Here is a 22421-nt window from a genome sequence, read left to right as displayed (position 1 = left end):
GTTAAGAGATGCAGCTGGAATCGATGTACCAGGAGATCATCCTGGACCACTATCGCCACCCGCACCACAAGGGTCTGCGTGAGCCGTACGCGACCCAGGTGCACCACGTGAACCCGACGTGCGGTGACGAGGTGACCATGCGCGTCGACCTCAAGGGCGACGTGATCAGCGACATCTCTTACGAGTCCCAGGGCTGCTCCATCAGCCAGGCCTCGGCCTCGGTCATGGCGGACCTGCTCATCGGCAAGTCGGTGGAGCAGGCGCGCGAGGTGCAGGAGACCTTCCTGCAGCTGATGCAGGCCAAGCTGGACGGTCCGGAGTTCGCCGAGGAGCACGAGGAGGTGCTGGAGGACGCCGTGGCGTTCGCCGGCGTCGCCAAGTACCCCGGGCGTGTGAAGTGCGCGCTGCTGTCGTGGATGGCCTGGAAGGACGCGACCGCGCAGGCGCTGGCAGACACAGAGAAGAAGAGTGGTGTGAAGGCATGAGCACGACCGAACTGGCGCCGATCGAGGACGTCACCGAGGCGCTGCGCGACGTGGTCGACCCCGAGCTCGGGATCAACGTCGTTGATCTGGGCCTGGTGTACGGCCTGACCGTGGACGACGCCAACATCGCCGTGGTCGACATGACACTCACCTCGGCGGCGTGTCCGCTGCAGGACGTCATCGAGGACCAGATGCGCATGGCCCTGGACGGCCTGGTCGCCGACTTCCGGGTGAACTGGGTCTGGATGCCGCCGTGGGGTCCGGACAAGATCACCGACGACGGCCGGGAGCAGCTGCGCGCCCTCGGGTTCAACGTCTGACCGATTCAACGTCCGACCGGTTCGACGTCTGATCGGTCCGGAGTCTGAGACTCCGATGTCCGAGTACTGATTCGAAAACGCCCGATCCGTTACGGATCGGGCGTTTTCGTGTGCGCACTCGCCGGATGCATGTGCATTCGCAGGCGCAGAGGTCTTGCGTAAACGACGGTACGTGTGGGTAGGTTGGTACCTGTTACAAGTAACGGGATGGTCAAGACCCGCGTACAAAGGGGGAGCCTGTGTCCGGGATCCGGAAGGCGACTGACAGCAGCCGAGAGGCGTGCATGCTCGCCGTCCACCTCATCTTGCAGCGGCCCGATGACGAGCGCGTGCTTCTGGGACTGCGCAGAGGGGCCGTGTGGGGTTCCGGACGGTGGCACGTGCCCGCCGGCCACGTCGAGCCCGGCGAGGACGCTGTGCAGGCTCTGGTCCGCGAGGCGCGCGAGGAGCTCGGCGTGCGCATCGACCCCGCCGATCTGGAGCACGCGGTGACGGTCCACCACCGCGAGGCCGACGGCGAACCGCGCATGCAGCTGTTCTTCGCGGCCAGTCGCTGGTCCGGCGGCCCGGTGAACGCCGAGCCCGGCAAGTGCGAGAAGCTCGGCTGGTTCACGGTCGACGACCTGCCCTCGGCGACGGTCGGCTACACCCGCACGGCGTTGAGCTCCTGGCGGGCCGGACGCTCGTTCGCGGTGTGCTGGCGGGACAGCCGGCGGGTGGACCGGGGTCTGGGCAGCCGTCTGATCGCGGGTCTGCAGGCGATCTGAGTCACATCGCCGCATTCGCGGGCGATGTGGGAGCACCGGTGGCGAAAACCCGTTCCGGAGCGGTGTCGCACGCACCGTAAAATGGTGCGTTGTGATCACCGCAACCGACGTCGAGCTCCGGGCCGGCAGCCGCATCCTGATCGAGAAGGCCTCCTTCCGAGTGGGGCCCGGCGACCGCATCGGCCTCGTGGGCCGTAACGGCGCCGGCAAGACCACGCTCACCAAGACCCTGGCCGGCGAGACCATCCCGGCCGGCGGCAGCATCCACCGCTCCGGCCAGGTCGGCTATCTGCCGCAGGACCCCCGCACCGGCGACCTGGACGTGATCGCGCGCGATCGCATCCTGTCCGCCCGCGGCCTGGACGACATCCTGCGCCGGATGCGCGAGAACGAGAAGCGCATGGCCTCCGACGACCAGGCCACGCACGACAAGGCGATGCGCCGCTACGCCCGCCTGGAGGACGAGTTCATCGCCGCCGGCGGCTACGCCGCCGAGTCCGAGGCCGCGACCATCGCCTCGGCCCTGGGCCTGCCCGACCGCGTGATGAACCAGCCCCTGCACACCCTGTCCGGCGGCCAGCGCCGCCGCGTCGAGCTGTCCCGGATCCTGTTCGGGGACAACGAGGTCCTGCTCCTGGACGAGCCGACCAACCACCTCGACGCCGACTCGATCGTCTGGCTGCGCGACTTCCTGAAGACCTACAAGGGCGGCTTCATCGTCATCTCCCACGACGTGAACCTGGTCGAGCAGTGCGTGAACAAGGTCTTCCACCTGGACGCCAACCGCGCCGCGATCGACTACTACAACATGGGCTGGAAGCTCTACCTCAAGCAGCGTGAGGATGACGAGCGCCGCCGCAAGCGCGAGCGGGCCAACGTCGAGAAGAAGGCCGCTGTGCTGAACGCGCAGGCCGACAAGATGCGCGCCTCGGCCACCAAGACCGTCGCCGCGCAGAACATGGCCCGCCGTGCCAACCGCATGCTGGCCGGGCTGGACGAGGTCCGTCAGTCGGACAAGGTGGCGAAGCTTCGTTTCCCCACGCCGGCGCCCTGCGGTAAGACGCCGCTGTTCGCCACCGGCTTGTCGAAGTCCTACGGCTCGCTGGAGGTCTTCACCGACGTCGACCTGGCGGTGGACCGCGGCTCCAAGGTCGTCATCCTGGGCCTGAACGGCGCCGGCAAGACCACGCTGCTGCGCCTGCTCGGCAGCGTCGAGACGCCGGACACCGGCCAGGTCGAGGAGGGCCACGGTCTCAAGCTCGGCTACTATGCGCAGGAGCACGAGACGCTCGACCCGGAGCGCACCGTCCTGGAGAACATGCGCAGCGCGGCGCCGGATCTGGACCTGGTCGACGTGCGCAAGACGCTCGGCTCGTTCCTGTTCTCCGGCGACGACGTCGACAAGCCGGCCGGTGTGCTCTCCGGCGGCGAGAAGACGCGTCTGGCGCTGGCCACGCTCGTGGTCTCCACGGCGAACGTGCTGCTGCTCGACGAGCCCACCAACAACCTGGACCCGGCTTCGCGCGCGGAGATCCTCGGGGCGCTCGGGACGTATGAGGGCGCTGTGATCATGGTGACCCACGATGAGGGCGCCGTGCAGGCGCTGAATCCGGAGCGCGTGATCCTGCTTCCGGACGGCGACGAGGATCTGTGGAGCGAGCAGTATTTGGATCTCGTTTCGCTCGCTTAGCGGCGACGGGTGGCGGGGGCGGGCGTTCGCCGCGTCCGCCACCTCAATTCGCCACGTCTCGCCAGGGCGGGACCTTCGCCCACCCGTCTCCCACCGCCGCCCGTCATGGAGACCCTTCGGGTCGCAATGTTTCATCGAGGGCTGATTCGTACAGGGAAATAGATCATGCGATAACCGGTCAAATCGGCATGATCTACTGGTCGGATCGGGCGACGTGACATTGATGTTATGGGCAACATCGCCGAATCGGTGGCCAAGAGCGCTGCGAGGGGTGATCATGTGTACCTAGAGCGCACATCCACTCCAGGAGGCACGTGTGGCCGAGACTCTCAAGAAGGGCAGCCGGGTGACCGGCGACGCGCGGTCGCAGCTCGCGATCGACCTCAAGGCGAAGTACGAGGCGGGCGAGTCCATTCGCGCCCTCGCCCAGTCCACCGGGCGTTCGTACGGGTTCGTGCACCGGATGCTCAGCGAATCCGGTGTGACGCTTCGGGGCCGGGGCGGCGCGACGCGCGGCAAGGCGAAGACTGCCTGACGAGCGTACTAGCCGGCCGGAGCTCGGGTGAGCCGACCGGTGACGAAGGGGCGGGGTGCGTGATGGGCACCCCGCCCTCTTCTGTTCTCTTCCGTCCCGTGCCGCTCCAGGCCGGCGCCGGGACACCTCCATTGTCCGGCCCCGCGCTGGCGCAACAAGTTACCCGCGGGTAGTCTCGCTCTTCGGCACCGTCCGCACGGATTCAGGAGAGCGCATGAGCTGGGAAGACACCGCACGCCAGGCCGCGGACGCGGGCATCGACGTGCTGCTGGAGGGCGAGGCCGCGACCATCGCGCTGAACCGTCCGGACAAGCGCAACTCGCAGACTCCTGAGTTCTGGGCCGCGCTGACCGCGATCGGCGCCGCGCTGCCGGGCACGGTGCGCGTCGCGGTGCTGCGCGCGGAGGGCAAGTCCTTCTCCGCGGGCCTGGACCGGTCCATGTTCGAGAACTTCGCCACCTTCGCGGCCTCCTCCGACGAGGAGGTGGACCGCACCATCGAGGGGTACCAGCAGGCGTTCACCTGGTGGCGCCGCACCGATCTGATCACCGTCGCCGCGGTCCAGGGCCACGCCATCGGCGCCGGCTTCCAGCTGGCACTGGCCTGCGACATCCGGATCGCCGCCGACGACGCGCTGTTCTGTATGAAGGAGCCGGCCCTGGGACTGGTGCCGGACCTGGCCGGGACGCAGCCGCTGGTCGACGCGGTCGGCTACTCGCGCGCGCTGGAGATCGTGGCCACCGCGCGCTACGTGGACGCCGAGGAGGCGCTGCGCATCGGGCTGGCCAACCATGTCGTGCCGCGCGAGGAGCTGCACGCCGCCGCGGCGAAGCTGGCCGCCGACCTGCTGGCCGCCCCGCGCGGCGCGGTCACGGAGTCGAAGGCTCTGCTGCGGGCAGCGTCGGGGCGTCCGTACGACGAGCAGCGAGCTGCGGAGCGGGCTGCTCAGACGCGGCGGTTCCGGGATCTGGCCGGGACGGGAGAGTCCTGACGCTCAACGCGCTCCACTCGCGCGAGCGCCAGAAGTCCGCGACCAGCATCAGCGCCATCGGGTACATCGGCACGAAGTAGCGCAGCGAGGTGCGCCCGGTGGCGTCCAGGATGCTCAGGAGCGTGCAGGCCAGCGCCGAGCCGACGACCATGGCCGCGTAGACGTTCCGGAACCGCACCACGATGGCGATCGCGGTCAGCAGCCACAGCACCTGCAGGCCGTGGTCGCCGGCGAAGGCGCCCCGGAACTCGCGCGCGAACATGTCCACGACCAGGCCGGGAATCTTGCCGAGGGTCTGGCCCGGATGCGCCTCGACGTAGGCGGTGTCGCCGAGGTGGTTCACCTCGGAGTAGTGGCGCAGCTCGTTGAACGGGAACAGGGCGCTCACCAGGCCCACGGCGAACACACCGAGTCCTCCGGCGACCAGGGCCGGACCGCTCCAGACGTTCCCCTTGCCCCAGGTCTTGGTCCGCACCGCGGTCCACAGGTAGGCGAAGACTATGGCCGCGACCGGCACCGGGACGGTCTGCCGGGTGAAGGCCAGGACCAGCAGCAGCACGCCGATGCAGATCAGATCGTTGCGTGAGGTCTCGCGGTCCAGCGGGAGCCTGGTGATGATCAGGACTATGAGAAGCGCGGCCAGGGACTCGGTGTATATGCCGGTCTGGAAGAACCAGAACGCGTAGGCGATCTGGTACAGGACCAGCATTCCCAGGGCGAGCTGCACGCCGAACAAGCGGGTCAGCAGGCGCATGGTGACGAACAGGAACGCCGCCGCGCACAGGAACGACAGGACCCAGACACCCTTGGCGCCGAACACCCAGATGAACGGAACCGCCAGCGCCGAGTAGAAGAAGCGCGGCGCCTCCAGGTTGAACTCCCCGACGCCGGGCTGGCCCGCGACGCCGGTGAGGGTGCCGCGTATTCGCCCGACGGTGGATTCCTGGTGGAAGAAGGCCCCGGTGAGCCGCAGCGAGTCGTCGGTGGAGTGCCCGGCGAACTTCAGGGCGGCCGCGACGTAGTAGAGGGCGTCGCCGTCCCACAGCTTGACCCGGCTGTGCCACCACCAGTACTCGGTGACGAACACCGCCAGCAGGATCAGCCACGCGGCGGTGGGGACGTCGCCGCGGGCCCGCTGGCCCAGTCGCCGGAGCGTATCCAATTGGGGCCCTGCCTGTCGGTCGTGGGGTGGGTTGCCGGTCCTTTGTCGCGGGATCGCGCCATTTTTGTGGACGGCGCGGCCCCGGCACAACCCCGTGCCCGACTATGCCTGAGCGGGCTCCACCACCGGGGTCGGCTCGGGCCGCTTGGCCGCGCGGCCGTCGCCGGAGGACTTGCCGGTGATCCGGCGGCCGATCCAGGGCAGCAGGTAGATCCGTATCCACCGCAGGTCCTGGCGGCGGGCCTGGAGCCAGGGCTTGGGCCGCGCCGGCGGCGGTCCGGCGCGCCAGTCGAAGCTCGGCTCGGCGCCCATGGCCTGCAGGACCGCCTCGGCGACGCGGCGGTGGCCCTCGGGGGAGAAGTGCAGGCGGTCCTCGGCCCACATGCGCGGGTCGTCGAAGACCCGGGCCGTGAACAGGTCCACGACCACCGCGCCGTGCGCCTGGCCGAACTCGTCGACCAGCTCGATCAGCCGGTTGACGGCCGGCATCAGGCGCTGCGAGCCGCGCATCCGGCGGCGCGGATCGGTGGGGCGGAACAGGACGATCGTGGCCTTGGTGGTGGCCAGCTGCCGGAAGCAGGACCGGACGCTGGCCTCGACCGCCTTCATGTCGCAGCCCGGCCGCAGCACGTCGTTCAGGCCGCCGGCCAGGGTGATCAGGTCGGCGTCCATCGTCGCCGCGAGCGGGATCTGGTCGCGCTCGATCTGGCCGATCAGCTTGCCGCGCACCGCGAGGTTGGCGTAGCGCAGGTGCGGGTCGTCGGCGGCCAGCCGCTCGGCGACCCGGTCGGCCCAGCCGCGGAACGAACCGTCGGTGCGGATGTCGTCGCACATGCCCTCGGTGAAGGAGTCCCCGACCGAGACCATGATCTTGCCCTGGCGGGCACTCAGTGCCGTGAAGTCCATGATGGCTCGATCCTAGCGGCGGTAGTTTCCAGGTTCGCCAGGGTGTCCGCGAGGTTGATCCAGCTCGCCCGCTCGTTGGCGTCGCCGAGGTGGGGGCGGCTGAAAAGGCCCAGGTAGACGGCGGTCTCGGTGAGGTCCCAGCGCAGGCTGTACAGGTCCTGCACCGCGGGGTCGCCGAGCTCGAAGTCCCACAGGTCGCGCTCCGGCGGGGCGATCAGCGCGGTGTCCCAGTCGATCAGCACCAGGCGGTCCCGGACCCGCAGGAAGTTGCCGAGGTGGGGCTCGCCGTGGGTGAGGACGAAGGTCTCCGGGCGGGCGCGGGCGGCGTCGGCGAGGGCGTCGTGGTGCGCCAGCAGCCGGCCGAGCAGCGCGGCGTGCCGGGCGACGAGATCTCCGGCCGGGCCGGCGAACGGGCCGGCCGCCGGATCGGGGAGGCGGCCGGCCAGGGCGGCGTCGAGGGTGGCGCGCTGGGGGATCGCGAAGTCCTCGGTGTCGGCGGCGCCCCAGTCGGAGCGCGGGACCGCGTGGAGTTCGCCGACGACGGCCAGGGCCTCGGCGCGCAGGGCGGGGTCGGCGCCTTCCCAGGGCTGCCAGGGGTGGCTGTCGCCGTCCAGGTGCGGGTAGACCGACACCGCGAAGCCGGGGCCGAGTCCGGCCACGACGGTGCCGTCCGGGGCCGCCACCGGGGCGACTGCGAAGGCGTGTCCGTGTTCGCGTAGGGTCCTGGGGACGGAGAGAGCGTTCCTCAACTCCCTCAGCCGCTCTGCCGCGGCCTCCGGTCCGCCGGGGAGCTCATCCACGGTGACGAACCACTGTCCGCCCTCGGCGTCCCGGATCGACCAATGGTGTGAACCGAAGCCGACCGGGGCGTATGCCGAGGCCGTCACCTGCAGCTCCCAGGTGTTCGCCAACAGCGCACGCAACTCGTCTTCAGGAAACGAGTCCGGAGGGTTCAACATGGCTGAAGGCTATGGGAATGGCCGCACCGCCTGACGGCATTTATCTCTGACGGGATCACGACAAAGGGAGCAGCACGCGTGTCGATGGGTGGTGGGATGGGCTCGCCGGGCATGGGCATGATGATGCGCGGCGCCCGTGGCCGGAACGACAAAGAGATCCTGAACCACAAGCTGGCTCCGGGGACCATCAAGCGGATCTTCACGATCGCCCGGCCCTACCGGCTGCTGATCGGCGTGTTCCTGGCGATCACGATCGTGGACGCGGTGCTGGTGGTCCTGCCTCCGCTGCTGTCCCAGAACCTGGTCGACGACGGCGTGCTCAAGGGCGACCGGGGCGTGGTGACCCGGCTGGCGCTGATCATCGCCGCAGTCGCGGTGGGCGACGCCGCGGCCTCGCTGGTGAACCGGTTCCTGTCCTCGCGGATCGGCGAGGGGCTGATCTACGACCTGCGGACCCGGGTGTTCGCGCACGTCCAGCGCATGCCGCTCGCCTTCTTCACCCGAACCCAGACCGGGGCGCTGATCTCCCGGCTGAACAGCGACGTCATCGGCGCCCAGCAGGCCTTCACCTCGGTGCTGTCCAACGTGGTGTCGAACGTCATCAGCCTGGTGCTGGTCGCCGGGACCATGTTCTACCTGTCGTGGCAGATCACCCTGCTCTCGCTGGCGTTGCTGCCGGTGTTCCTGATCCCGGCCCGCCGGGTCGGCAAGCGCATGCAGGGCCAGGTCCGGCGCCAGATGCAGCTGAACGCGGACATGTCGGCGATGATGACCGAGCGCTTCAACGTCTCCGGCGCGCTGCTGGCCAAGCTGTTCGGCCGGCCCGCCGAGGAGGACGCGGAGTTCGCCGAGAAGGCCGCCGGGGTGCGCAACGCCGGCGTCAGCATCGCCCTGACCGGCGCGTGGTTCATGACCGCGCTGACCCTGGTCGCCTCCCTGGCCACCGCGCTGACCTACCTGATCGGCGGCCGCCTGGCGATCAGCCACTCGATCACCCTGGGCACCCTGATCGCCCTGGCGGCCCTGCTCGGCCGGCTCTACGGCCCGCTGACCGCGCTGACCAACGTCCGCATCACGGTGATGTCGGCCCTGGTCTCCTTCGACCGCGTCTTCGAGGTCCTGGACCTGGAGCCGATGATCAAGGAGAAGCCGGACGCCGGCGTCCTGCCGACCGGGCCGGTCCCGGTCGAGTTCGACGACGTCGCCTTCCGCTACCCGACCGCCGACGAGGTGTCGCTGGCGTCCCTGGAGTCGGTGGCGCGCCTGGACCAGGCCCCGTCGGCGCAGGTGCTGCGCGGCGTGACCTTCACCGCGGCGGCCGGCGAGATGGTGGCCCTGGTCGGCCCGAGCGGCGCCGGGAAGACCACGATCACCTCCCTGGCCAACCGCCTGTACGACCCCCTCTCGGGCACGGTCCGCATCGGCGGCACCGACATCCGCGACGTCACCCTGGAGTCCCTGCACGCCACGGTCGGCACGGTGACGCAGGACGCGCACATGTTCCACACCACGATCCGCGGCAACCTGCTGTACGCGCGCCCCACGGCCACCGAGCAGGAACTGACCGAGGCCCTGCGCGACGCACAGATCCTGGACCTGGTCCAGAGCCTGCCCGAGGGCCTGGACACCGTGGTCGGCGACCGCGGCTACCGCCTGTCCGGCGGCGAGAAGCAGCGGCTGGCGATCGCCCGCCTGCTGCTGAAGGCGCCGAGCGTCGTCGTCCTCGACGAGGCCACCGCGCACCTGGACAGCGAGAGCGAGGCGGCCGTGCAGCGGGCGCTGGCCCGGGCGCTGCGCGGACGGACGTCGCTGGTGATCGCGCACCGGCTGTCGACGGTGCGCGACGCGGACCAGATCCTGGTGGTCGACGGCGGCCGGATCGTGGAGCGCGGGCGGCATGAGGAGCTGCTGGCCGCCGGTGGGATTTATGCCGAGCTGTATCGGGTGCAGTTCCAGGGGCAGGAAGGTGCGCGGAGCGGGGAGGGCGGCGCCGAGGCCGAGGCCGAGGTTGCCGCGGCTGCTGGGTGACATGCGGCGGCGCGGCAGGTGGTGGGGCGCGGCATTGTGTTAGGTAATTGCTACCCCTTATAGAGGTATACGCGGCGGCGCTGACATAGTCGCCGCCCCTTCGAAGCCGCTCGTCGCCTGCCCGAAGCGAGCCCTTATCGGCTCTTCCGCAGCGCCGTGAACCCGAACTCCATCGCCACCGGGCTGGGCTGCCGGATCAGCGTCGTGGACCGGGGGCGCCGGGCCACCCGGGTCTCGCCCTCGACCGCGCCGCCCTCGCCGCTGTCGATCACCCGGTCGAAGTCGATGCGGCGGGCCTCGGGGATCTCCTCGCGCAGGACGCGCGCGATGTCCGTCCAGATGCCGGCGCGCTGCCAGTCGCGCAGGCGGCGCCAGCAGGTCATGCCGCTTCCGTACTCCAGTTCCTGGGGGAGCTTCTCGAAGCCGATGCGGCGGCCGAGGACGACCAGGATGCCGTTCAGGACCGCGCGGTCGTCCAGGGGCTTGCGGCCGGGGTTGCGGCGGCGGCGGGGGCGTTCGGGGAGCAGGGCGCTGATGCGCTCCCAGGCACGGTCGGTCACCACGGGGTCCTGGTGGCCGGTGCGGCGGAGGCGTGTCAGGGTGTTGGCGCCGGAGGGGGAGGCAGCGGGGTCGCGGCGCGGGGCGGGGACACCCAGGAGGACCGCGCTGTGGACATCCGGCGGTTCTGTGTGCGGCGGGGTGTGGGGCACGTATCGCCCAACGCGGTCGAAACAGCAGACGTCACGCTTTCGGGTCGCATGTCACCCATTGGAGGCAGACGGAAGCACCGCGTGGCGTTACCCTGTCCGATGGTCCACTCGATGGGAGAGCGGGAAGGGATACGTGGCGCTTATACGGCGAAAGGACTAGCTCGGGACTAGATCGGTACTGTTCGGCAACCGAACGCGACCGGCTTTCGTCAAAATGTTGAGTGCGGGGAGCGATCGCGGGTAGCCGGGGGCTGCTTCGCAATCCGGTACGACGACTCTCTCTTGGGGGGATCCGCAGGTGGGAACGAACGGACGCCACGCCGCCGAGGCTCGCAGGAGCTGGCCGGAAGGGGACCCGGTAGCGGTGGCGATGGTGGGTCTGCTCGACGTGGAGCTGCGCCGTCGCGGCTGCGCGTGGTCGATCGTCGAGGAGGGGCTCATCGAGGTCTACGGCCCGCACCGGGGCCGCTGGCCGCTGGCCGCCCTCAAGCGCCGGATGGAGGTCGCCGAGAAGGCCGACTGGCCCGAGCTGGTCGAGGAACTGGTGCTCGCACGCGTGGACCCCTCAGGGTTCTACGCCAGCTCCGTGTCCTCCACCGGAGACCACGACTCGGAGTGGGCCTCGGTCCGCGGCCGGATCCGGGCCCGGCTGTTCGGCGGCGACGACGCCGACTCCGCGGCGCTGGCCGGGATAGAGCACCGGTTCTGCGCCGACGGTCTGGTCGAGGTGCTGGAGCTGGTCCCGCCCTCGCCGCTGCGCGACCCGCTGGGCGCCGGCGTGCGCTGGTACCGGCCCGAGGAGGGCCCGGTCGCCTACGGGGACCTGGCGCGCTGGAAGGTGACCGCCCGCGAGGCCTACCGGACCGCGCGGGAGAACGTGCGGCGCGAAGGGCTGCTGGAGACCCGGCTGCTGGAGGCCGAGGGCGTCAGCATCACGGTCGTGCGCGGCGGCTCCGGCTACGCGCCGACGCACTCCTTCTGGCTGCCCGACTACGTGTCCGTCGACGGGAATGGCGCACTGGTGGTGATACCGAACCGCGGCCTGTTCGCGGCACACCCGGTGCGCGGGCCGGAGGCGGTGGCCGCGGCCGAGGGCATGCTGCGCCTGGCCCGGCGGCAGTACGAGACCGGGCCGGGCCCGGTCAGCGATCAGCTGTTCTGGTGGCGCGACGGGGTCCTGTACCGGCAGGGCTCGCGCCGGGCCGAGGACGGGATCCGGTTCGAGCCCACGCAGGAGTTGGCGGACGTCCTCAGGGCGCTGGCGCGGTAGCGGCCGGGGCGGAGGCCGGGTCTTCGGTCTCCGCCCCGGCTGCGGTGTCCACCGCGTCTTCCGCTTCGGCGTCCTCGTACTCGTCCTCGTCGTCCTCGTCGTACTCGTCCTCTTCAGCCGCCTCGGCGGCCTCCCGGTCCCGGTGCTGGGCCTCGCGCCGGATGATCGTGATCCAGCCGCCGGCCGCGATCACGCAGAACAGCCACCACTGGAACCAGTAGGACAGGTACGGGCCCTCGTCCAGGGACGGGGCGTCGACCGGCGTGATCTGCACCCCGGAAGCGTTCGCCGCCGAGTCGGCCGGCTTCGAGGTGATCACCTCGGCGTAGCCGCCGCGCAGCTGCAGCCCGGTCTTGAGGGCCAGCGCGTCGGTGTTGATCAGGCTGATCTGCCCGGTCGGCAGCCCGGTGGTGACGTCCCGGATACCGGTGTTGCCCTTGGTCTCGGACTGCTGCAGGCGTCCGGTGATCGTGACCGTGCCGGACGGCGGCGCCGGAATCGCCGGCGACTCCTGCTCGTCCGAGCTCACGGTCGGGATCCAGCCCCGGTTGACCAGGACGGACGTGCCGTCGGCCAGGGTCAGCGGGGTGATCACGTAGAAGCCCGGGTTGCCGTTCTCCTGGTGGTTGCGGGCCAGGAACTGGTGCGCCGTGTCGAAGGTCCCGACCAGCGTGAGCTGCTTCCAGCGGTCCTGCTTCGCGACGGCGGCGCCCACGGCGTCGGCACCCTCGATCGGCACCGGCGGGGCGTTCATGGCGGTCCGGATCACCGCGTTCTCCGCGGTCCGCTCGTGATAGCGGGACCGCTGCCACATCCCCAGGCCGATGAAGGAGGGGATGAGGATCAGCCAGATCAGGACATGCAGGCGGATCCAGCGCCAGGAGAAGACGAAACGGTACCGAGACACAGCCCGACGCTACCCGACGTCGCTAAGCGTGCTGGAGGCAGGTCGCACTCAACTCAGCGCCAGCCCGACCACGATCCCCGCCACCACGACCGCCACCCCCGCCAGCTGCGCGATCCCCGGCGTCCCGACGCCGAGCGCGGCGCTGGCGGCGCAGGCCGCGACCGGCACGGTCCCGATCAACAGCCCCGCGCGCTGCGGCCCGAGGCCGCCGAGCGCGCGGTACCAGAGCAGGAACGCGCCGACGGTCAGCGGCAGCGCGAGGTACAGCAGCGCCGCGCCCTCGCCGAGCGTGGGCACGCGCAGCATCGCGGCGCCGTCCGTGGCCAGACCGGCGACCAGCAGGACCGGGACGGCGATGGCGGTGACGTACGCCGAGACCCGCAGCTCGCCGAACTTCGGCAGCAAGGGGACGGCGAGCAGCGAGAACAACGCTTCGCAGACGAGCGTCAGGACCGCGAAGACGATCCCGGCCGCGCTGCCGTGCCCGAAGCCCTGCACCATCGCGCTCCCGGCGACGACCAGCCCCGCGGCGCCGATCGCCGGGCCCTTGCGCAGCCGGTGGCCGCTCCTGCTGACCAGCGGCCCGGCGATCGCCAGGACCAGCGGTGAGCAGGCCACGACGCTGCCCAGGGTGGCGGCGTCGGTGTGCCGGAGCGCGGCCAGCACGAAGATGTTGAACAGCACCAGGCCGGTCGCCGACAGCAGCGCCAGCAGCAGCCATTCGCGCGCCGTCGGGCGGATGCGGGGCAGCCCGCGGCGCCGCACGATGACCGCGAAGACCGCGCCGGCCAGCGTGTAGCGCAGGGCTTGGCCGCCGAGGACCGGGTAGCGGGTGAGGTGGGCGCTGACCGCGGTGGAGGCGCCGAGGACTGTCATGGCCAGCGTGCCCTGGGCGACGTGGCGGGTGCCGACGCCGGCACCGGCACTGGCATGGCGGGCCGGGGTCCGCGTGGTCTCGGGGCCGAGGGCGGTGCCGGTGCCACCGCCAGCGCTGACGCCGGTGCCGGTGCCAATGCCGGTGCCACCGCCACCGCTGACGCCGGTGCCGGTGCCAATGCCGGTGCCACCGCCACCGCCGCTGCCGAGGCCGCTGCCGCTCGCCGCTTCCGTGATCGTGGACATGCTGTGAGGCTAGGATCCGATTGGTCTGCGAGTAAGAACCAATCGGCGGCACGAAAAGGGGACCAATCGATGGCCGAGATCCTGGTGACCGTGGACCGCTCGGCCGGCCGCCTGGTCGAGCAGCTGGTCGTCGGGCTGCGCGACGGCATCCGCGGGGGGCGCATCGCCGGCGGGACCGCGCTGCCGCCGAGCCGGCAGCTGGCGGCCGAGTTGCGGGTGTCGCGGGGGCTGGTGGTCGAGGCGTACCAGCAGCTGGTGGCCGAGGGGTACCTGCTCAGCCGGACCGGCGCCGGGACCTGGGTGGCCGGCGGGCACGCGGTGGGGGAGCGGGCCGCCGCCGAGCCGGATGCGGACGAGGCGGAGCCGGACTTCGACCTGACGCCGGGGCGGCCGGACCTGGGCGCGTTCCCGCGCACGGCGTGGGTGACCGCGCAGCGCCGGGTGCTCAGCGACCTGCCCAACACCGAGCTGGGGTACGGCGACCCCGGCGGCGTGCTGCGCTTCCGCGAGGAGATCGCGGCGTACCTGCGGCGGGTGCGCGCGGCCGAGGCCACGCCCGAGCGCGTGGTGGCCATCAACGGCTCGGCCCAGGGCCTGGCCCTAGGCCTGCGGGCGCTGTACGAGCTCGGACACCGGGTGCTTGCGGTCGAGGACCCCTCGGCGGACCGGCCGCGGCGGCTGCTGGAGGCCTCCGGCATGACGCTGGTCGGCGTGCCGGTGGACGAGGCAGGTCTGGTGGTCGCCGAGCTCCGGCACACGGCGGCGACGGTCGTCTTCGCGGGCCCGGCCCACCAGTACCCGACCGGCGTGGTCCTGGCCCCGAACCGCCGCGCGGAGCTGATCGCCTGGGCCCGCGCCGCCGACGGCCTGGTCATCGAGGACGACTACGACGCCGAGTTCCGCTACGACCGCGACCCGGTCGGCTGCCTCCAGGGCATGGCCCCGGACCGGGTGCTGTACCTGGGGACCACGAGCAAATCCCTGGCCCCGGCGCTGCGCCTCGGCTGGGCCGTCGCCCCGCCGCTCCTGGCGGAGCGCATGCGCGAGATCCGGCTGAACAGCGACCTCGGCGGCTCGGTCCTGGACCACCTCGCCATGGCGCACCTGATCGGCACCGGCGCCTACGACCGCCACCTGCGCACCGTCCGCCGCCGCTACCGCGCCCGCCGCGACGCGCTGGTGACGGCGCTGGCCGCGGAGCTGCCGCACTGGAAGATGCGCGGCGTGGCCGCAGGTCTGCACGTGTTGGCGGACCTGCCGCCGGGCAGCGACGAGGACGCGTTGACGGCGGCGGCTGCCGCGCACGGGGTGCGAGTGCAGCCGCTGGCGCCGATGCGCTTCGCCCCCGGGCCGCCGGGACTGGTGCTCGGCTACGCGGGGCTGCCGCCGAGCCGCCTGGTGGAGGCGGCTCGGCGGTTGGGGTCCGCGGCGCGGGAGGCGTAGGGCGATGTGCTTCAGGCCCCGGGCATCAGGGGTCAGGCATCAGCTAGGCGGCGAGGAATGGGCCGCGCAGCTTCTCCGTCTCCTGCCACAGCCGGTCGGCGTCGGCGCGGCTGGCCGCATGTGGTGACGGCGTCGCGGGGCGGCTGCCGTTGTAGTACCCGCCGTTGTCGATCGCCGGGGCCGTCGCCAGTTCGGTGAGCGGCCGGCCGCCCCGGGACGGTGAGGCGAGCATCCAGCGCGTCGCCGTGCTGAGCAGCCAGAACCCCGGGCTGTGCATGGAGCGCACGAGCCTGGTGCGCACCATGCCCGGATGTACCGCGGCGGTCTGGAAGCCGGGGTGGCGCCGGTGGAACTCCGTCGTGAACAGCAGATTCGCGAGCTTGGAGCGGCTGTACGCCAGATACGGGCTGTATCCGTGCGCTGATTGCAGGTCGTCGAAGTCGAGTCGGACGTCGCCGCCTCCGAACAGCGGAGCGCGGTGCCCCTCGGAGTTGGTGTTGACGACGCGCCCCGCCCCACGCGCGAGCAGCGGCATCAGCAGGCTGGTCGTGGTGAACGGCGCCAGGTGGTGGACGGCGAAGTTCAGCTCCATGCCCTCCTCCGTCAGCGTCCGGCGGGGGATCATGACGCCGGCGTTGTTGACCAGGGTGTCGATGCTGTCGGTCTCGGCTCGGACGCCCGCGACGACCGATTCGATGCCGGCCTTGGTGGAGACGTCTCCGCCGATGAAGACCCCGCCGGTCCGCCGCACCAGGTCCGCGCCGCGCCGGCGGTCCCGGCCCACCAGGATCAGCCGGTGACCCGCGCTCGCGAGGTGCAGTGCGCAAGCCCGGCCGATCCCCGAGGTGGCGCCGATGAGCACGATCGTGCGCCGACCGTGCTCGTGAGCCCTGCTCATCGGGCCGCGGGGATCTTGTTCAGGCCCATGACCCCGGCGAGCAGCCGGTCGCGGGTGCGCAGCGGCAGCCGGGCCAGCAGGCCGAGCAGGCGGGTGTCCGGCCCGACGGTGTAGCGGGGCTGGGGCTTGCGCGCGGTCAGGGCTTTGACCACGGCGTCGGCCACGATCTCCGGCGCGGCCGGCTTGGACTTGGCGAACGCGGCGTCGACCGCGTCGACCTGAGCCTCGTAGAGCGCCAGCTGGGCGGGGCTCAGGGCCGCCTTCGCCTTCGCGGTGGCGGCTGCCGCCTTGCTGAAGATCGTGGTGTCGATCAGCCCCGGCTCGATCACCACGACCGGCAGGCCCCAGTGCGCTAGCTCCAGGCGCTGGGCGTCGGACAGCGATTGCAGCGCCGCCTTGCTGGCCGAGATCGGGCCGAAGAAGGGGCCCGCGACGCGGGCGGTGGCGGCCGTGATGTTGACCAGGCGGCCGTGGCCGGTGCGCAGCAGCGGCAGGAACGCCTGGGTGACGGCGACCGCGCCGAAGACGTTCACGTCGAACTGATGGCGCAGGTCGTGCGGGCTGACCAGCTCCAGCGGGCCCTGCACGATGATGCCCGCGTTGTTGACGATGCCGTGCAGCGCGGTGCAGCCGTCGCTTCGGACGAGGGCGGCGGCGTCGGCTATGCCGGCGGGGTCGGTCACGTCCAGGCGCAGGGTCCGGACATCAGGGTGCCGGGGGACCTCCCCGCCGGGTTCGCGGACCGCGGCGTAGACCCGGAATCCGCGCTCGGCCAGCGCCTGTGTGGTCGCACGGCCCACGCCGCCGCCCGCCCCGGTGACCAAGACCGTGCGCGTCTGCTCGTCCTGCATGGCAGCCCCTCCCATACGTACGACTCAACATGTCTGTTCTTACATGTCATCGTCTACATGTCTCTGCCGATGTGTCAAGATGGGTCCGCAGAGCGCCCGCCGCCCCCACACCCCGCCAGGAGGACCCCGCCGATGTCGCTGCGCCACGGCCTGCTCGGCCTGCTCGCCGAAGGCCCGGCCAGCGGCTACGACCTGGCCCGCCGCTTCTCCGAGGCGCTCGGCTCGGTCTGGCCGGCCCAGCACCCGCAGATCTACTCGGAGCTGGCCCGCCTGGAATCGGCCGGCCTGATCGAGGTCGAGAGCACCGGCCCGCGCCGCCGCAAGGCGTACCGCATCACCGACGAGGGCCTGGCCGAGGTCCGCCGCTGGCTGGCGGAGGCGGAGGTGGATCACACCTTCCGCATGGAGACGCTGTTCCGCGCGTACTTCTTCTGGCTGATGGAGCCCGAGGACCTCAAGGCCCACCTGGAATCCGAGCAGGCGTTCTACGCTCAGACAGCGGAGGCGCTCCGCGGCTACGCGGCCACCAAGGACCGCGGCGACTGGGGTACGAGCGCGCAGACGCGCGCGATGCGGATAGCGCTGGAGGCGGGGATCCGCATCAACGAGGCGCTGGCGGGCTGGGCGCAGTGGGCCCATGACACCGACATCATGACGGCCGAGGACTTCGGCACGGCGAAGCCTGAAGGGGAAGCTGCCGCGGGGGACGGCGACGGCAGCTGACCAGCTGAGTCAGCCGCCTCACACACCGCCGCCTCACACACCGCCGCCGGCGGCGATCAGGTGCCCGGGGTGCGAAGCCTTGTCGACGTGGTCGGCGATGCCCTTGGCCCCGGCGGCGTTGGCGCAGTGCGCGCAGCAGTAGAACTTGCCGTCGGACTCCACGCCGTGGCCGACGATGCGGCAGCGGCAGTGCTCGCACGTCGGCGCCATGCGGTGGATCGCGCACTCGAACGAGTCGAAGGTGTGCGTCACGCCGGCGGCTACGACGTCGAACGACATGTAGTAGTCGTTGCCACAAACCTCACACACGGCCATTTCCGACTCCCGGGTCACAGTGATGGGCACGGCGGTGTGTCCCGCCGACAGGCGGCGCCTACCCGGGGTCGGAGGGCGGTAGTCGATCGCTAGGCCATGCAGGCCACCGGCGCGCTACGGCTCGCGCGGCAGAATGTGCACGACCTCGATCTGCTCCATCACGATCTGCGCCGTCAGCACCTGCGGCTCGCTGACCTTGTCGGGGTCCAGCTCGTCAGCGAACTGGGCCTCGGCCTCGGCGAAGGCCGCGTCCTCGTCGTGCTGCTCGGTGCCGGGCTGCGGCTCCTCGGCCGGGGAGGGGATCGGCACGCCGAGGGCCGGCTCCTCCGGGCCGCCTTCGAACGAGACCGTCACCGTCACCGTCGGTGTCGCCCCGTCGGCGCCGCCCGACGCCGGCTTGGCGAAGGCGTCGAACGTGTCCGTGGCCTCGGTGGCGGTGGCCTCGGCGGTCGCCGGCGCCGACGCCGCGTGTGCCCCGCCTCGGCCGCCGCCTCGCCATTCGGGCATCGTGATCGCGTACATCGCCCGGTCCTGCCACTGGCCGCCGACCAGGAAGCGGTCCAGGAGGACGCCTTCGGGGCGCATCTTCACGTGCTCGGCGACCCGCATGCCGGCGGTGTTGCGGGGGTCGACCGTGGTCTGGACGCGGTGCAGCTCCAGACGGGAGAACGCCAGCTCCAGCAGGAGGCGGGTGGCCTCGGTGCCCAGGCCCTCGGCCCAGCGGTCGGGGCGCAGGTACACGCCGATCTCGCCCTGGCGGTGCGGGAAGCTGAGGATGTCCAGCGTCGCCGAGCCGATCAGGTCCCCGTACTGCTCGACCGCCAGGTAGAAGCTGCGGCGGGGCTGGAGCTGCGCCATGCGCGCGGTCTCGGCCAGCCAGGCGCCGGCGGTGTCCGGGGTGGCCAGCGCGGGCCACGGGGTGTGCGCGGCCACGCGAGGGTCGCCGGCGATGCGCTGCCAGGCCAGCAGGTCGTCGGGGCGGAACTCGCGCAGGGACAGGCGAGGGCCCCTTGGGTAGTCGTCGAGCGGAGAAGGCACGGCAGAACGTTATGCGATCGCCGCGCCCGCGTCAGCCTGAAGGGGACAATGCTTTGAGAGTATCAGTACTTGGACAAGTGTCGTACTATCCGGGAACACCCAGCGTGAGCATGGAGAATCCGAAGTAGTCGCGGTGTCCGCGCAGCCAGATGCTCCGCTTGGTGTCGAGTTCGTCACGCACCGCCTCGGCGTCTGGGTGGTCGGGATGGGCCAGCAGCCATTCCTCGGCGTCCGAGGTCTCCAGCGATTCGTAATCGTCCCACTCCGAGCGGGTCGATGACTCTATGCGCAGCGGACGGAATCCGGCGGCGACGGCGTGGTCGACCAGGTCCGGCAGCAGTTCGTAGCGCTGGGCGGTGGTCCCCGGCCACATCGCGGCCAGCCGCTCCGGCGGCGGGACCGTCTCCCAGTGCTCGACCCCGAAGAACAGCCGGCCGCCGGGATTCACCAACGGCCGCAGCACCTCCAGCGACTGTGTCACGGTCCTGCCGAACACCTGCCAGGCCCCGCAGTTGATCACGACGTCCGCGGACCGGGTGTGCTCCTTGGCCGGGCCGTCGACGAACTCCACGCGGTCGCCGAGCCCGCGCGCCTGGGCGTTCGCCCGGCCCCGCGCGAGATCCCGCTCCGACATGTCCACGCCGAATCCCTGTGCGGACGGCGCCAGCGCCAGGATCCGCAGCATCAGCTCGCCCCAGCCGCACGCGTAGTCGGCGACCGTGGCCGGCCCGGTCGCCGCCAGGTCCGCGGCGATCCGGTTCGCGCGCTCCTCGGTCATCGGCGAGTGGAACACCATGTGCGTCGCCGGACCGACGATCTCTTCGACTGTCATGCCGATTCAGCGTAGGTGCGACGACTGAACGCAGGCTACTGATCCGCCAGGAGCGACCGCACCAGGGCCTCGGTCGACACCGCGAACAGCCGGTCGGCGTCCACCGGCGTGGCCAGCGCCCCGGCCAGGGCGGCGTCCGGGGCCGGTTCGGCCAGCCACAGCTCCTCGGCCGAGGGCCGCTGCTCCGGCGAGCGGTCGGTGTGCCGCTCGACCAGGATGAAGCCGATCACGTGGTACTGCAGGGCCCGCACCGCCTCGGCGGCCCGGGTGCCGCGCAGCCCCGCGGCCGAGATCTCCGCCACCAGCGTGCGCTGGGAGGGCAGGAACATCGCCGGGGTCAGGCCGCGCTCGTTCACCAGACCGATCAGGTGCGGGTGCTCGCGCAGCACCCGGCGCAGCTCCATCGCCAGCGACACCACGCGGGCCATCGGCGTCGTCCCGCGTGCCGGGAGCGTGTCCAGGCCGTGCACCATCTCCTGCACCAGTTCGTCGAGCAGCGCCTCGCGGTTGCCGACGTGCCAGTAGATCGAGGTGACCGCGACCCCCAGCTCGGCGGCGAGTTTGCGCATCGACAGCCCGGCCACGCCCTGCTGCTCGATCAGGCGCCTCGCGGCATCCAGCACGGCCCGCCGGGTCACGGTCTCACGCCGATCAACACTGTGCTGAGCCACGCGGCCATCCTCTCGCCCCCGATGGCCCTTTACCCTTCACGCTCCCGGGTGTAACGGTGTTACAGAAGGCTTATGACGAGGAGTCAGATATGCCGAAAGTGCGTTATGGCCCGCGCGACCTCGCAGCCGTCGCCGCCGCCCGCGAATCCGCCTCGAAGCTCCCCGACCTGTGGTCCACCGGCGTGCACGCCGTCTGGGAGACCGACCCCGACGCCCTGGCGCAGGTCCTGCCGCCGCCCCTGAAGCCCACCGCCAAGCCGTACGTGCGCGCCACGATCAACCAGGTTGACATCTTCGGCACGCCGCTTGGTGCCGCGGCCATTTCCGTCGCCTGCGCGCATGGTGACGAAGAGGGCTGGTACAGCCTGGTCATGCCGATGACCACCGAGCGCTCGCTGATCGGCGGCCGGGAGGTCTTCGGCGAGCCGAAGAAGCTGGCCGAGGTCGTCGTCGACCGGGACGGCGACCACATCGCCGGCACGGTCACCCGGCACGGTGTCACCTTCGCCGAGATCCGCGGCCGGATCGCCGGGGCGCTGGAACCGCCGGCGCCCTACGTCAAGGTTGACTGGTATCTGAAGTTCCTGCCCGCCGTGGACGGCTCCGGGTTCGACGCGGATCCGTTGCTGGTGCGGTGCCTGCGGACCGAGAAGACCAGGGCCCTGAACACCGTCGAGGGCGAGGTGATCCTCCGCGAGTCCGACCTCGACCCGATCGCCGACCTCCCGGTGCTGCGGCTGGTGGAGATCACGTTCGGGGAGAAGACCTCCGACCAGCGCGGCGAGGTCGTGGCCCGGCTGGACCCGACCGAGATCCTGCCCTACGTGCACCAGCGCTACGACGACCCGGCGCAGGTCCATGACTCGGTACTCGTCAAAGACGCAGCGGGGGTGCCCGATGCTGACTGACCTGCCCGGCAAGACCGCGGTCGTGACCGGCGCGGCCAGCGGCATCGGCCTGGCGATGGCGCGGCTGTTCGCCGCCGAGGGCATGAACGTCGTGCTCGCCGACGTCGAGGAACCCGCGCTGGACAAGGCCGTCGCCGAGGTGAACCAGCAGGCGGCCGAGGGCGCGAAGGCCATCGGCGCGGTCACCGACGTCTCGCTGCCGGAGTCCGTGGAAGCCCTGGCGGACAGGGCTTTCGCGGCGTTCCCCAGCATCGACGTGCTCTGCAACAACGCCGGCGTCGGTTCCGGCGCCGAGGGCCCGATGTGGCAGCACGAGCGTACCGACTGGCAGTGGGCCTTCGCGGTCAACATCTGGGGCGTCTTCCACGGCATCCAGGCGTTCGTGCCGCGCATGCTGGCCCAGGACACCCCCGGCCACGTCGTCAACACCAGCTCCCCGGACGGCGGCATCGCCCCGCTGCCCACGGCCAGCGTCTACGCCGTGACGAAAGCGTCGATAGTCACGATGACCGAGGCGCTGTACGCGCAGCTGAAGCAGGCCGACGCCAAGATCGGCGCCTCGGTGCTGTTCCCGGGCCCGCACATGGTCCGCACCGGACTGTGGGAGAGCTACCGCAACCGCCCCGACCGCTACGCGAAGAGCAAGCCCCGGCAGAACCCGTATCCCACCCTCGAAGGCTGGGAGAAGGCGATGAAGGACGCCGGGCTCGAAGCGAAGATGACCGAGCCCGAAGAGGTCGCGGCGCACGCCCTGGAGGGGATCAGGTCCGGGACCTTCTGGATCCTCCCGACCGGCGGCAGCTCCGACGACATGATCCGGCGGCGCTCGCAGTCGATGCTCGAGCGCGCCAACCCCGGATACCTCGAGAAGTTCATCCTCGACTGATCTG

Annotated in this window: 23 protein-coding genes; 12 read left to right on the top strand and 11 right to left on the bottom strand. The window is 71.1% G+C overall.

Features of this window, described 5'->3' with window-relative positions; all coding sequences use genetic code 11:
• Window positions 1–8: 8 nt before the first annotated feature.
• From sufU to ABIA35_RS28750, 6 genes are all read left to right on the top strand, one after another.
• Window positions 9–485 carry a Fe-S cluster assembly sulfur transfer protein SufU gene (sufU, locus tag ABIA35_RS28775; protein WP_370342331.1) on the top strand — a complete coding sequence of 159 codons (477 nt, stop codon included), beginning with the start codon at window positions 9–11 and terminating at the stop codon, window positions 483–485.
• Window positions 482–805, top strand: coding sequence for a metal-sulfur cluster assembly factor (locus tag ABIA35_RS28770; RefSeq protein ID WP_370342333.1), 324 nt, complete (start codon window positions 482–484; stop codon window positions 803–805). Before sufU ends, ABIA35_RS28770 begins: the two co-directional genes overlap by 4 nt.
• Before the next feature lie 239 nt (window positions 806–1044).
• On the top strand, window positions 1045–1572 hold the full coding sequence (locus ABIA35_RS28765; protein ID WP_370342334.1) for an NUDIX domain-containing protein: 528 nt from the start codon (window positions 1045–1047) through the stop codon (window positions 1570–1572).
• A gap of 91 nt (window positions 1573–1663) precedes the next feature.
• On the top strand, window positions 1664–3262 hold the full coding sequence (locus tag ABIA35_RS28760; RefSeq protein ID WP_370342336.1) for an ABC-F family ATP-binding cassette domain-containing protein: 1599 nt from the start codon (window positions 1664–1666) through the stop codon (window positions 3260–3262).
• 316 nt (window positions 3263–3578) lie between these two features.
• Window positions 3579–3797 (top strand): helix-turn-helix domain-containing protein, encoded by a 219-nt coding sequence (locus ABIA35_RS28755; protein WP_344665843.1) that lies wholly within the window; start codon window positions 3579–3581, stop codon window positions 3795–3797.
• Window positions 3798–4011: 214 nt separating this feature from the next.
• Window positions 4012–4788 carry an enoyl-CoA hydratase/isomerase family protein gene (locus ABIA35_RS28750; RefSeq protein ID WP_370359935.1) on the top strand — a complete coding sequence of 259 codons (777 nt, stop codon included), beginning with the start codon at window positions 4012–4014 and terminating at the stop codon, window positions 4786–4788.
• A gap of 1264 nt (window positions 4789–6052) precedes the next feature.
• Here the strand turns inward: ABIA35_RS28750 and ABIA35_RS28745 are convergent.
• Complete coding sequence (locus ABIA35_RS28745; RefSeq protein WP_370342339.1) at window positions 6053–6856, bottom strand: SGNH/GDSL hydrolase family protein; 804 nt, start codon at window positions 6854–6856, stop codon at window positions 6053–6055.
• Complete coding sequence (locus ABIA35_RS28740) at window positions 6838–7815, bottom strand: phosphotransferase family protein (RefSeq protein ID WP_370359934.1); 978 nt, start codon at window positions 7813–7815, stop codon at window positions 6838–6840. Before ABIA35_RS28740 ends, ABIA35_RS28745 begins: the two co-directional genes overlap by 19 nt.
• Before the next feature lie 96 nt (window positions 7816–7911).
• Between ABIA35_RS28740 and ABIA35_RS28735 the strand changes: the two genes are divergently transcribed.
• A complete protein-coding gene (locus tag ABIA35_RS28735; protein WP_370342386.1) occupies window positions 7912–9843 on the top strand; it encodes an ABC transporter ATP-binding protein in 1932 nt (643 codons plus the stop codon).
• 134 nt (window positions 9844–9977) lie between these two features.
• On the opposite strand, the gene ABIA35_RS28730 is transcribed toward ABIA35_RS28735, so the two are convergent.
• Window positions 9978–10403, bottom strand: coding sequence for a transposase (locus ABIA35_RS28730; protein WP_370342341.1), 426 nt, complete (start codon window positions 10401–10403; stop codon window positions 9978–9980).
• Window positions 10404–10851: 448 nt separating this feature from the next.
• Here ABIA35_RS28730 and ABIA35_RS28725 point away from each other — a divergent pair, with 448 nt between their 5' ends.
• Window positions 10852–11823 (top strand): hypothetical protein, encoded by a 972-nt coding sequence (locus ABIA35_RS28725; RefSeq protein WP_370342342.1) that lies wholly within the window; start codon window positions 10852–10854, stop codon window positions 11821–11823.
• Here ABIA35_RS28725 and ABIA35_RS28720 read toward each other — a convergent pair.
• Both ABIA35_RS28720 and ABIA35_RS28715 read right to left on the bottom strand, forming a co-directional pair.
• Window positions 11804–12730 carry an SURF1 family protein gene (locus tag ABIA35_RS28720; RefSeq protein ID WP_370359933.1) on the bottom strand — a complete coding sequence of 309 codons (927 nt, stop codon included), beginning with the start codon at window positions 12728–12730 and terminating at the stop codon, window positions 11804–11806. The two genes, ABIA35_RS28725 and ABIA35_RS28720, sit on opposite strands and share 20 nt — an antisense overlap.
• A 48-nt stretch (window positions 12731–12778) precedes the next feature.
• Window positions 12779–13852 carry a DMT family transporter gene (locus ABIA35_RS28715; protein ID WP_370359932.1) on the bottom strand — a complete coding sequence of 358 codons (1074 nt, stop codon included), beginning with the start codon at window positions 13850–13852 and terminating at the stop codon, window positions 12779–12781.
• Between the two features lie 69 nt (window positions 13853–13921).
• Here ABIA35_RS28715 and ABIA35_RS28710 point away from each other — a divergent pair, with 69 nt between their 5' ends.
• On the top strand, window positions 13922–15295 hold the full coding sequence (locus tag ABIA35_RS28710) for a PLP-dependent aminotransferase family protein (protein ID WP_370342345.1): 1374 nt from the start codon (window positions 13922–13924) through the stop codon (window positions 15293–15295).
• Window positions 15296–15338: 43 nt separating this feature from the next.
• Here the strand turns inward: ABIA35_RS28710 and ABIA35_RS28705 are convergent, their stop codons facing one another.
• Complete coding sequence (locus ABIA35_RS28705; protein WP_370342346.1) at window positions 15339–16193, bottom strand: SDR family NAD(P)-dependent oxidoreductase; 855 nt, start codon at window positions 16191–16193, stop codon at window positions 15339–15341.
• Window positions 16190–17044, bottom strand: a complete 855-nt coding sequence (locus ABIA35_RS28700; protein ID WP_370359931.1) for an SDR family NAD(P)-dependent oxidoreductase — start codon at window positions 17042–17044, stop codon at window positions 16190–16192. Before ABIA35_RS28700 ends, ABIA35_RS28705 begins: the two co-directional genes overlap by 4 nt.
• Before the next feature lie 132 nt (window positions 17045–17176).
• On the opposite strand from ABIA35_RS28700, the gene ABIA35_RS28695 reads away from it, so the two are divergent.
• The gene (locus tag ABIA35_RS28695) at window positions 17177–17767 is read left to right on the top strand and encodes a PadR family transcriptional regulator (protein WP_370342349.1); all 591 of its coding nucleotides are present in this window, start codon (window positions 17177–17179) and stop codon (window positions 17765–17767) included.
• Window positions 17768–17800: 33 nt separating this feature from the next.
• Here ABIA35_RS28695 and ABIA35_RS28690 read toward each other — a convergent pair whose 3' ends face one another.
• The 4 genes from ABIA35_RS28690 to ABIA35_RS28675 all read right to left on the bottom strand — a co-directional run bounded on the left by ABIA35_RS28690 (window position 17801) and on the right by ABIA35_RS28675 (window position 20623).
• Complete coding sequence (locus tag ABIA35_RS28690; protein ID WP_370342350.1) at window positions 17801–18082, bottom strand: hypothetical protein; 282 nt, start codon at window positions 18080–18082, stop codon at window positions 17801–17803.
• Window positions 18083–18196: 114 nt separating this feature from the next.
• Window positions 18197–19120: a GNAT family N-acetyltransferase gene (locus ABIA35_RS28685; protein WP_370359930.1), complete on the bottom strand. Its 924-nt coding sequence runs from the start codon at window positions 19118–19120 to the stop codon at window positions 18197–18199.
• 85 nt (window positions 19121–19205) lie between these two features.
• Window positions 19206–19952, bottom strand: a complete 747-nt coding sequence (locus ABIA35_RS28680; protein ID WP_370359929.1) for a cyclopropane-fatty-acyl-phospholipid synthase family protein — start codon at window positions 19950–19952, stop codon at window positions 19206–19208.
• 35 nt (window positions 19953–19987) lie between these two features.
• On the bottom strand, window positions 19988–20623 hold the full coding sequence (locus tag ABIA35_RS28675) for a TetR/AcrR family transcriptional regulator (protein WP_370359928.1): 636 nt from the start codon (window positions 20621–20623) through the stop codon (window positions 19988–19990).
• Between the two features lie 89 nt (window positions 20624–20712).
• Between ABIA35_RS28675 and ABIA35_RS28670 the strand changes: the two genes are divergently transcribed.
• Together ABIA35_RS28670 and ABIA35_RS28665 are read left to right on the top strand one after the other, a co-directional pair.
• Window positions 20713–21531, top strand: a complete 819-nt coding sequence (locus ABIA35_RS28670) for an acetoacetate decarboxylase family protein (RefSeq protein ID WP_370342356.1) — start codon at window positions 20713–20715, stop codon at window positions 21529–21531.
• Entirely contained in the window at window positions 21521–22417 is an 897-nt protein-coding gene (locus tag ABIA35_RS28665; protein WP_370342357.1) for an SDR family NAD(P)-dependent oxidoreductase, read from the top strand. Before ABIA35_RS28670 ends, ABIA35_RS28665 begins: the two co-directional genes overlap by 11 nt.
• Window positions 22418–22421 lie beyond the last annotated feature (4 nt).

Origin of the sequence: Catenulispora sp. MAP12-49, assembly GCF_041262705.1 — a bacterium.
Lineage (GTDB): Bacteria > Actinomycetota > Actinomycetes > Streptomycetales > Catenulisporaceae > Catenulispora.
The sequence above is the reverse complement of the archived record's forward strand: the minus strand, read 5'-3'. Positions and strand labels throughout refer to the sequence as shown.